This is a genomic window from Halopelagius fulvigenes (assembly GCF_055398025.1).
The window spans coordinates 1-10,569 of the sequence record NZ_AP043840.1 but is presented as its reverse complement, the minus strand read 5'-3'; the positions used below and the strand labels follow the sequence as shown (position 1 = coordinate 10,569).

At 63.9% G+C, this 10,569-nt stretch carries 11 protein-coding genes; 9 read left to right on the top strand and 2 right to left on the bottom strand.

Features of this window, described 5'->3' with window-relative positions:
- The first annotated feature begins 985 nt into the window (after window positions 1-985).
- The 7 genes from ACZ522_RS00055 to ACZ522_RS00025 all read left to right on the top strand — a co-directional run bounded on the left by ACZ522_RS00055 (window position 986) and on the right by ACZ522_RS00025 (window position 8,752).
- The gene (locus tag ACZ522_RS00055; RefSeq protein WP_464391633.1) at window positions 986-4,291 is read left to right on the top strand and encodes a hypothetical protein; all 3,306 of its coding nucleotides are present in this window, start codon (window positions 986-988) and stop codon (window positions 4,289-4,291) included.
- A gap of 228 nt (window positions 4,292-4,519) precedes the next feature.
- The gene (locus ACZ522_RS00050; protein WP_379691919.1) at window positions 4,520-4,690 is read left to right on the top strand and encodes a hypothetical protein; all 171 of its coding nucleotides are present in this window, start codon (window positions 4,520-4,522) and stop codon (window positions 4,688-4,690) included.
- Complete coding sequence (locus ACZ522_RS00045; RefSeq protein WP_379691920.1) at window positions 4,687-5,889, top strand: DUF2213 domain-containing protein; 1,203 nt, start codon at window positions 4,687-4,689, stop codon at window positions 5,887-5,889. The genes ACZ522_RS00050 and ACZ522_RS00045 overlap by 4 nt, the downstream gene beginning before the upstream one ends.
- Entirely contained in the window at window positions 5,890-6,231 is a 342-nt protein-coding gene (locus ACZ522_RS00040; RefSeq protein ID WP_379691921.1) for a hypothetical protein, read from the top strand.
- Window positions 6,232-6,235: 4 nt separating this feature from the next.
- Window positions 6,236-6,733: a hypothetical protein gene (locus ACZ522_RS00035; RefSeq protein WP_379691922.1), complete on the top strand. Its 498-nt coding sequence runs from the start codon at window positions 6,236-6,238 to the stop codon at window positions 6,731-6,733.
- 307 nt (window positions 6,734-7,040) lie between these two features.
- A complete protein-coding gene (locus tag ACZ522_RS00030; RefSeq protein ID WP_379691923.1) occupies window positions 7,041-7,265 on the top strand; it encodes a DUF8136 domain-containing protein in 225 nt (74 codons plus the stop codon).
- Complete coding sequence (locus ACZ522_RS00025) at window positions 7,262-8,752, top strand: terminase large subunit domain-containing protein (RefSeq protein WP_379691924.1); 1,491 nt, start codon at window positions 7,262-7,264, stop codon at window positions 8,750-8,752. Before ACZ522_RS00030 ends, ACZ522_RS00025 begins: the two co-directional genes overlap by 4 nt.
- 171 nt (window positions 8,753-8,923) lie before the next feature.
- Here the strand turns inward: ACZ522_RS00025 and ACZ522_RS00020 are convergent, their stop codons facing one another.
- Together ACZ522_RS00020 and ACZ522_RS00015 are read right to left on the bottom strand one after the other, a co-directional pair.
- On the bottom strand, window positions 8,924-9,277 hold the full coding sequence (locus tag ACZ522_RS00020) for a hypothetical protein (protein WP_379691925.1): 354 nt from the start codon (window positions 9,275-9,277) through the stop codon (window positions 8,924-8,926).
- 65 nt (window positions 9,278-9,342) lie between these two features.
- Complete coding sequence (locus tag ACZ522_RS00015) at window positions 9,343-9,888, bottom strand: hypothetical protein (protein WP_379691926.1); 546 nt, start codon at window positions 9,886-9,888, stop codon at window positions 9,343-9,345.
- 203 nt (window positions 9,889-10,091) lie between these two features.
- On the opposite strand from ACZ522_RS00015, the gene ACZ522_RS00010 reads away from it, so the two are divergent.
- Both ACZ522_RS00010 and ACZ522_RS00005 read left to right on the top strand, forming a co-directional pair.
- Window positions 10,092-10,334, top strand: a complete 243-nt coding sequence (locus ACZ522_RS00010) for an ArsR family transcriptional regulator (protein WP_379691927.1) — start codon at window positions 10,092-10,094, stop codon at window positions 10,332-10,334.
- Window positions 10,331-10,528: a hypothetical protein gene (locus ACZ522_RS00005; RefSeq protein ID WP_379691928.1), complete on the top strand. Its 198-nt coding sequence runs from the start codon at window positions 10,331-10,333 to the stop codon at window positions 10,526-10,528. The genes ACZ522_RS00010 and ACZ522_RS00005 overlap by 4 nt, the downstream gene beginning before the upstream one ends.
- Window positions 10,529-10,569: the final 41 nt, after the last annotated feature.

Here is a 10,569-nt window from a genome sequence, read left to right as displayed (position 1 = left end):
GTTAAGACACAGTGGTACTCCCCGCGAAAATCGCACGACCGCGGGCGGGGCGTCTCGTCCGGGCGGTCCTCGACGGCGGCGAACCGGCAAGAACCGCCGGGGAATGTATCAGGCGTTCGAGGAGTCGGCGGCGAGAAAGGACGTGTCCGCTGACGGGACTGTCAGCCTGACATTAACCGAGACCGAAGACTTTACCGAACCGGCAGCAAGAGCATGAACGTATGACTTGACGGAGTAACTGAGAACACGCCTGATGGGGAGTTTGGCAACCCACCCCGGCAGGCGCGAAACACGCGGAATCGCGCGTTAAACAATCTGAATCCACGGACGAGGGGACACAACCCCCCCGACGACGACACTCCCCAGACAGGGGGCGTCTACCTGTCCTACGGCGGGAGAGGTGTTAAACAGTTGGGGTTTGGTTGCCTTTCTCCTCCGTTCGTGCGGATTCGCTCCCCGGAAAGGGGCCGCGAACGGATATGACGAACCTCGAAATACTCGAAGACGCGGACGGCGAACCGACTACGAACACGAACACGAACAGCGGCGCGACTACGGTGCAAGCACGTCGAGTGCGACTGCCGGAACGCCGAGACGGAGCGCTCCGGAGTGTGTGCGAGATAGAAGACAGTCACGAATCCCCACGGGAGAGGGAGAAATTTGGTCGAGTCGTCAGCAAATTTGGTCCCGTTTGGTCGACCTCGACCAAATCGAAATCGCCACACGGGGAGGGGGTGAGAGACCATTTGGTCGATTTGGTCGATTCTCTGAGTAGGGCTGAATGTGGGAGGTACATTCCGCGATTCCCTGACGCCCGCTCGCACGTTCCCCCCCTCACACAGAATCGACCAAATCGACCAAATATCCTTTCGCCCCTCCGCCGTGTGGCGATTAGCAGTTGGTCGAACCCGACCAAACGCCGACCAAATCCCGACCAACTGCCGACCAAACGCCCTATCGGTGTGACCGAGGGGGGTGTCTCGGCATGAGTTGGGACTCCGACCGGTTGGAGACGCTGAAGGTCATGGACCAGTGGGTGTGCTGGGGGTTCTACTGTGGCAACAGAGAAGAGTGCGGAATACCGCTTGGACCGGACGCCGATGAATGCCCTGAATGTGGCGGCCGGAGGACGAAGCCCCCAGTTGCACCGTTCGACGGCCGTCGGTACGCGAAATCGAACACTCCGCGGACATGGCGGTCGTACGAGGAAGCCGTCGAGTACCACGAACGGGAGGACACCCACACCGAGGGTATCGGGTTCATGCTCTCCGAACAGGACCTTATCGTCGGTATCGACCTCGACGGGTGTGTCCACCCGGAGACAAAGGAGATTGAACCGTGGGCGGAGGATATAGTCGCCCGCGCGGACAGTTACACCGAAATCTCCCCGAGTGTTACCGGCCTCCACATCTTCGCCGTGGGGATTCTCCCCGACGGTCGGAAGAAGCGGAAGCAAGAGCGGACGCTCGACCTGCCGGAGTGGGTCGTCGAGGAGAAGAACGCCGAGGTAGAGATGTACGACGACGTTCGGTACATGACCTACACCGGGAACCAACTGCCGGGGACCCCCGACGACGCTCAGAAGCGCGCGAGCGCCGTCAAGGAGATTCACGCGGAGTATGTGGCCGACGGCGACGCGGACGCGTCTCCGCCCGCACAGGCGGCCTCCCCGGACTCGGTAGACGTGTCGGCAGACGGCGGCACCGAGTACACGAATGAGTTCGGAACGACGCTCGAACGGGTGCGTGAGTGGGACGGCAAACTAAACGACCTTCTCACGCACCTCGAACCGGGGTTCTCGCTTCCGAACGACGACGACAGCCCGAGCGGCTACGACTACTCGGCGGTCACTAAACTCCTGTTCTGGCGGTTCGACGAGCGCGACATAGCCAACATCCTCCGCCGGTACCGGAGCCGCGATAAGCTCGACCGAGACGACTACCTCCAGAGAACTATCGCAAACGCGCAGCGTGACGTGACGGACCGGTGTGACCCACCACAGGACCGGAGTCCGTCGAAGATGGACGCACCCTCGGAGGTGAAGGTGGCCCTCGAAGGGATGCTCTCCCTGTACGAGAACGACCCGGACCGAGAGATGCAACACCGGGGGAAGATATGGGAGTGCGTGGCGAAAATCGACGCGGACGACGTAGAGAACTTCGCCCCGCGTGTGGCCGACGTGCTCGACGTACAGGAGTACGCCGTCCAGAATCACCGTACGTTAGCGCGCCACGAAGAGGAGAACGGGCCGGTCGTCGTCGAGGACGGCAAGACGTGGCTCCTCCACGGGACGCCGCGACAGAAGTACGAACTGCTCAACTTCGAGTTAGAAGTGCTCTCGTACCTCCAAGTCGAACGTGGCCCGCTTCGCGCGGAACTGAAAGCCACGCTCGAATCCGGGGAGACGTTCGAGAAGCCGATTGAACCGAAGGTGTTCAACCGGAAGGACCGCTTCGACGACGAGATACTCGGCGAACGGTTCGGCACGAAGTTCAACATTCCCCAACTCGGGGATAGGACCCCCTTCGTGAAAGACCTCCTCGACGCCCTCCGTATGTGGGTCGACCAGCAGGACGCACCCCACCGTCTCGGAGTTCGGCACATGGGGTTACACGGCGACGAGTTCGCGCTGCCCGGTCGGACGCTCCGCGCAGACGGGTGGGCGGAGGAACCGGAGACGGTGTACCTCGAACGCGAGATAACCCCGGAGAGACTCGTCGAGATGCCGTCGGACACCGCCGAGTACGATTCCTCGTCTGTGGCCGAGATACTGGAGACGGTCCCGTTCACGCGGGACGCCGAGCGGTTGCTCCCGGTTCTCGGGTGGTTCTACGCCGCACCGTTCCGGCCTCTCATCGAGAAGTTCACGGAGAGTGGTGAGTTCAACCACCTCAACGTCACCGGAGACACGGGAAGCGGGAAGACGACGACGCTCTCGTACCTGTGGCGGTGCTTCGGCATGGCCGGCGAACCGTTCTCGGTCGACTCGTCGAACTTCGCGCAGGTGGCGACGTTCTCCTGTACGAACAGCCTCCCCCTGTGGTTCGACGAGTACAAGCCCAGCGACATTTCGTCGTACCGTCTCGACTTCTTCCACAACCTCTACCGGAAGGCGACGCGCGGTGCCTTGGAGGTCCGCGGGAACGCGGACAAGACGACGGACGAGTACAAGATTGAAGCCCCCGTTGTGGTTTCGGGCGAACAGTCGATACAGGGACCCGCGGAGCGCCGCCGGTCGGTCATGACCCAGTTCCGGACCGAAACGACAGACGCAGGCACGGAGACGGCGGAGGCGTACAAGAACCTCGTCGGCAAAGCCCGCGTCGACGGCGGCGAATTGGAACTTGGGTCGGACGCCCCCGACCCGGCTGAGCACGCGCTCGCATACTACCGATTCGTCACCGGGTTCGACGAAAACCGCCTTCGCAGACTGTGGTACGACTCCCTCGAACACGCCCACGCCCGTGCGGACGCCCTCGGTGTCGTCGATGAATTAGACGACCTCGAAATGCAGGGCCTCCAGACAGTCGTGTTCGGATTCACGCTCTACCACGAGTTTGCGGAGCACGTCGGCGCGGACACGGAGAGCCTTCCGACGGAGGAGGACCTGAACGACGCTCTCGAATACGTTGTCGAGCGCATCGGCCCGGCAGGGAAGCGTAAGAGCCACACCGACCGGTTCATTGAACTGTTCGAGCGCGCGGTCGTGGCGGGGTACCTCGAACAGGGCCAGCACTACGAAATCGTGCACGAGTGTACGCCGCGAGAGCAGGTCCGCATCAACCTCCCCCGGTCCTTCGACGCTATCTCGAAGTACGCCAAGGACCACGACATACGGAGCGAGGACCTTCTGAATGCCCACAGCGACTACCGCGACCGCTTCCGCGAACTGGCCGAACAGCCCGGCTCCTTCGTGAAGTGCACCGACCAGTATACCGCCGGTGTCTCTCAGTGTACCGGAATCTCGACGCTCGGGGCTATGAATGACCTCGAAGGGTTCGACCGTGCCTCTCTCGGAGTCGGCCCCATAGAAGGAGACGAGGAGGTCGTGGCTCTCGTAACCACAGACGACGAGTCCGACACCGAGGGCAACGGAGACGAGTACGAACAAACCACCGTGCGGGTGAAGCGGGCGCTTCAGGATGACCCTCTCACCATGTCCGAACTGTGCGAACAAACGGGGTGTGAGGAGAAACCGGTGAGAGACGCCCTATCTACAATCCAAGGGGAAACGTACCTCGACGTGAGAAAGGCAGAGTCCGACGGGGAGACGCGGTACTACATCCCGTAGCGTACCCTCCCCCGCGCCGCTCGCCACCGGACCGAGAGCGACGGCCACGCCCCGCCGTTTCTTCTTGGATACCTCCGGGTTCTGACACTGGGGTCACGGACCCGCCGCGTCGGAGCGTGAGACGCGGCGTCGCGCCTTCCCTTCATGTGTAATCGAAATTACAGATATCCGAAGACTTAAGTCGGTGGGATTATAATACAGTGCCATAGGACGCCTCTGCAACTGATTATGAGCCAAACTACCGACCCCCGCGGACAGAACACTTCGGACAAGACCACGATTTCCGTCTCCCGAGAGTGTCTCGAAGTCCTGTGGGACCTGAAGCGAAACCGCTACGAAACCCACGAAGAAGTCCTCCGCCGGACGATTCCCGCCTTCCGCGACGCCGAGGAGAAATGAGCGGACGCCAGAACCACGCCGTCGAGACGGCCACGCCCGACCTCTCGGGACCGACCCCCGGAGACTCGTCGAGCGTTCGCGTCGAGACGGACGCCACCGGGACGGACTACCTCGTGGTTCCCGGCGTCCTGTTTCAGTCGGGCGTCTACAGCTACCCCGACGGACGCGGCGGAACGACGCGGGAGTACCTACCGAAAGAGGAACTGGCCGAGAGCGCGCCCAAGTGGAACGGCGTGGCAGTGACGCTCGGTCACCCGACGGCGAACGGGGAGTACACCGGCGTCTCCGACCCCGAGAGCGACACCCCGGTAGTCGGTATCCTCCAGAACGTCGAGGCCGACGGCGACCGTCTCCGAGGAGAGGCGTGGATAGAGCAGGCCCTTCGCGGGAACTTCGGCGGCGACCTCGAACACGCAGCCGACGCCTTCGAGCGCGGCAACGTCGTGGAAATTAGCCCCGGCTACGTCCCCGAGTTAGTGACGCAGACGGGTGTTCACGACGGACGCGGGTACAACGCGATACAGACTAACCTCACGCCCGACCACTTCGCCCTCCTTACGGGACTGACGGAGGAGGGGAACTGCTCGGTGTCGGAGGGGTGCGGACTCGGCGAACCGAGAGCGAACGAGACTATCACTATGAGCGGAATGAGAGCCAACCACACGCGCGCGGGAGAATGCTCCTGCGGCGGACACGACGAGAGCGACGAGAGCGACGAGAACGACACCCGGACGAACGAGGAGATACAGGCGGACCTCCACAAGGAGATAGCCGCCCTCCGCGAGGAGCAGGCCGAACTGCGCGACCTTCTCACCGAACGCGAGGAGAGCGACGACGCCGACGCCGACGACCGGCAGAACACCGCGCAGAGCGACGACGACGACAAGCCCGTGGGCAACTTCCTCGGCGTACAGTCCACCGTCTCGGCGCACGACCGCTCGGAACCGAGAGTCAACACTGGATACGGCGGTTACAACGAGTGGTTAGAGGCGCAGGCCGCCGAGAAAACGGGCAAGGAGACGCGGGCGAACACCGGGACCGACGTGGGGGCCGGGAGTCTGTCTGAGTGGGAGGAGCGCACGGAGAACGTCGTCACGAACGCCGACTACTTCGCCCTCGAAAAACCCGAGAGCATCGCCGAACGGAAGGCCCGCAAGGAGCAGGAGGTGCGCGAGCAGCTGGACGAGGAGGACGTATAGATGCCCGCGGTATGCGCCGAAGGGTACCACGACGCGGACCTCGGCCCCGGGGAGTCGTTAGAGTTCACCGTCAGCACGAGCAAGTCCTACGCGGAAGTCGTGACTCTCCTCGTCGACGACGGCAACGACGGCGGCCCCGCACCCTACACCCTCGCACGCGCCGTAACCACGAGGGGAACCCACGAGTGGATGACCTACGAGGTGACCGGGACCGAGGAGGACCCCTGCACCGAGCGGATGCACCGCGACGACTCGCTCCCGACGGCGATGCGGTACACGCTGACCCACGTCGGAGAGGAGGAGTCCGCCCACTACCGGGTTTACGTGAAATCGCACTCCTAAACGCATGGCCGACGGACAGACGACATTCAACGCGTTCGCCCGCGGTGTCACGGACGACACCGAGAGCGACGCCGACGCCGACGCCGACGCCGCCGACGACGGCCGGGCGGACGTGGCCGAGGCGGGAGAGACACTTGCACGCGTCTACGAGACGCTGACCGGCGAGGAACTCGTCCCTGCCTCGACGTTTCACGTTGGGACGACCGCCGACGCTGCGCGACTTACGAAACTGAGCGCGTCCGTCGTCGAGAACGCCGTCGAGGAGAGAATCCCGCCCGGTTACAGGCCCGAGAGAGAGGAGTGGGTGCAAGACGCCGCCGCGACCCTCGGACGTGTCTACGCGACGCTGACCGGCGAGGACGAACCGATTCCGGAGGAGGCGTTCGACGCCCTCGACGCGAGCGACATTGCCCTTCTCACCAAGGCGACGGCCTCGATGATAGAGAAGAACGTGACCGCCGACGCGGAGGACACGCCCGTCGACCTTCCCTACTACCAGTGACGCACTCACCGATGACCCCACGACGAGAAGCGCGGGAGAGGTGTAGCTGTTCATCCAGCGGATTCGGCGCGGTCGTCGTCGACACTCTCGTCTCGGTGCAGTTCGCTCGGCATCTCGCGTCCTCTCATGGGGGCGCGGCGGTGCCTTCCGAAACGACCGAGATAAGCGGTAGATAAGCGGCACTTACGAACCACCCCGAACGCGCTCAGACGCCCGATTTTACACGATACAAGCGAAAATGACCTCAGAAAACGCCTCTCAGACGGGAAAACCCGCCTCTCACGCGGCGGCCGACGAGTACGACAGTATGCTGGCGGAAGTGGACGCCACGATAGAGAGCCTGCGCGACGACATCGAGAACGGACGCATCCGTGACGTGGACCGCGAGAAGGTCCGCATCCAGCAGTACCGCGCCCTCGCCTACCTCATTCGCACGAAGCAGAAGGTCCTCCAAGACAAGACGCTTCAGGAACTGGCCGAAGAGATAGAGGAACTGAAAGAGCAGCGGGACACCGCCCGGGTGCGACGGTGACGACGCCGACCGAAAAGCGCCTAAAACGCGACCTCGAGGAGGTGAAAGGCGGGACCGACCCGGCGGCGGGAGACGTGTCCGTCGAGTGGCGCGACGCCGACCCCGAAGCCCGCCCGGACGGCATAGAGTTCGACGCCGACGACGCGACGCTCTACTACGACGTGTGGGGCGCACAGAGCGACTGTCTCGACACCATCGAATCCGACGACTACGACCTCGTGGCGTTTCTCGCGGGGTACGGCGCGGGCAAGTCCGTGTTCGGCGCGCGGTGGTTGATAGCGAACGCCCTCGACTACCCGGAGTCGTCGTTTCTCGCCCTCGGCGTGGACTTTCAGAAGGCGCGGAACACGACGTACCCTAAACTGTTCCAGCAACTCCCCGGCGAACGGACGGATTCGGTGACCTCGACGTTCAACGGGCCGGAGTCCTCGCCGATAGTCGCGGACTACAACCGGCAGAGCCACCTGCTCACCCTTCACAACGGTTCGACTATCCTGCTCGGGAGTGCGGACAAGTATTCACGCTACGCGGGCGCGGAGTTTGGTGCCGTGTGGGCCGACGAACCGTCTCACTACGGCGAGGTGCTACACGACCTCAACGACATGATAACGACCCGTCTCCGGGGCGTGGACGGCCCGAAGACGCAACTGTGGACGCTGACGGGCGAAGGCTTCAACGCCGCGTGGGAGATTCTGGAGAAGCGCCAAGACGCCGAGGGCGACCCTATCGGTCTCGACATTAACGTTCTCACGGCGTCGATGCTCGACAATCCGTACCTCACGGACGGCGACAAAGAGCGATTCCGCCGGAAGTTCGAGGGGACGGGGAAGGAGCAGCAGGCGCTTCACGGGGGCTTTGCGGCGGCCACCGGCCTCGTGTATCCCGCGTTCGACCGCGACACGCACGTCCTCCCCCGGGACGAAGCGCACGCCCTCGTGACCGACGGGTGGCGCATCTACGGGTACGACGCCGGATGGAACGACCCGCGTGTCCTGTTGGAAATCGGGAAGACCTCGCAGGGGCAGTTGGTGGTCCTCGACGAGTTCCACGAGTCGGAGACGCACGTCGAGGACGCGATAGCGTGGCTCAACGAGAACGGCAAGCCGAAGGGAACCATCTACGCCGAACACGAACCCTCCGAGATTATCAAGTTCCAACAGGCGGGCTACAGCGCGGTGAAAGCGGAGAAGTCCATCGACACGGGTATCTCGGAGGTGCGCCACCGTCTCGAAGTAGACGGCGAGATGAACACCCGTCCGAAGGTGTCCCCGACGTTGGACGGCGACGGCGACCTCGTGACGTTCGACTCACGCCCCGCTGCGGGGCTGTACGTCTCCAAGGAGTGCCAGCACCTCATTCGGGAGTTCTTCTCCTACAAGGAGGAACAGGTCGGCAAGTCGACGGCGACGGACCACTGTCTCGACGCGCTCCGCTACGCGTGTATGGGCCACGGCAAGGGGCGACCGAAGGTCCCAGCGACGTGGTAACGACGGCGGCACGAGCGGCGCGAGGGCGCGTCGCCACGCCGTCCGGCGGTCGGTTATATGCGAACGGGAATTGGCTCTCGAACGCGCTGTTTCTCCCCGACGGTCCCGAATTTCGTACACTCCGTTTTGCAGAGTAGAACCGACTTGTAGGGACGGTGAGGTGTCCCCGTGTCAGTCGTCGCTCTCGACGCGGCGGCGGACGGCGGCGGTGGCGTCCTCCCCGTCGGGGGTCACGAAGCGGAGGGAGAGCGACACGTAGTCTCTAAGCAGGTCGGTGAGCGCGGCGTCCGACAGGTCGGCGTCGGCGATGGACGCTCTCCACGCGGCGCTGGCGAGGACCCACGGGGGGACCTCGACCTCGACGGGGACCTTGACGGAGTGGTGCGGGTCGGGGACGCTCTGTTCTCGCTGAACGTCCGGCGGGTAGCGCGTCCGGGCGACGGCGCGTTCGGTGGCGGTCGGCAGGGTGGTACGGGGCAGGTCGGCGAACAGGTCAGAAACGTCGCCTTTTGTTTCACGGGTCATAATTATCAGTGGTAGAAGCGCGGAAGGGGTGGTTTCTCCCCCTCCGTCCCGGGGTTCACGTCGGGTTAGTCGTCGTTCTCAGCGGTCACGTCGGCGGGGGACCGGAATCCCGCGCGGTAGCAGGGGAAGCACGGCAGCTCCTCCGCGTAGGGAGAGCAGTCGCACTCCGGGGGACGCTCACCGGGCGTGAGGGGTTCCCGTGGTTCGACGCGGCCACCGTCGGCGACGAGACGGCGCGGGGTGTCCGACCCGGTGAGAGTGGCGAGTGTGAGGCCACCGCGGACGTGAATTCCTATTTGGTCGTCCACGTCGGCGACGGGGACCGCGGGGAAGGGACGCTCACCGCGGATGATAGCGACGCGGCGGGCGTGCTTGCACAGTTCGTCGTCGAGGTTGTGCGTGGCGTCGGGGCAGTCGCACGCACCGGTCCGGGCGTCCACGGTGTACTCACCGCCGGACTGTGAGACGACGCAGTACAGGTCGTCGGCGTCCTCGACGCGGGGACCGTTCGGGAGGACCGTCATGTACTCGGTGACGGCGCGCACGTCGCGCGGTTCGGGGTCGGTGGTGAGAGCGATGCCTTCAACAGCGTCGGATTCGTTGTTTTGCATGGTCTTCGGCTCCTTAGAAGGCCAATCCCGGGTGTTGGCGCACCCGGGGCACTTCTACGCCCCCGAGGGGACCGGCCTTCTACACCCATACATACGAGTGCAAGGGGCTTAAATGTGCCTTGAAGGTTCAACCACCCGAGGCGTCCGAATGCATGGGTTTATGTACTCCCATGTCGTACGTCTGCATGGAGACGTTTGATACCATGCCCTACGACGAGAGAGACGAGACGACTAAACGGTTCACCAGAAAGTTCTCCGACGAGGACTTTCTGGACGCCGTGCGCGACGGCGACGACGCCGGCCTCACGACGCGGGACGTGGCCGACGCCGTGGGGTGCAAGTACCGCACCGCGCACGCTCGCCTGAGCGACCTTGCAGAGGAGGGGCGCGTCGGCCAGCGGAAGGTCGGGAGCGTTCTTCTGTGGCTTCCCACGGAGGAGCAATGACCGACTACCGTACCGTCGTGGCCCCCGCGGTGTTCACGGTCCTTACGGTTACCCCCTTCGCGGACGAACCGGAGTACCGAGAGTACGAGGTCGGAAGTGACGACCTGCCGCTGTTCTTGGAGAGCATGGCGGACGAGCAGCACGCCGAACGGGTCGTGACCGTCGAGCGCGGGGAGCGAGAGGACGAGCAGTGAGCGCCCCCTTCCGCGGTCCACTTGGCCCTACGCGGTTAAGA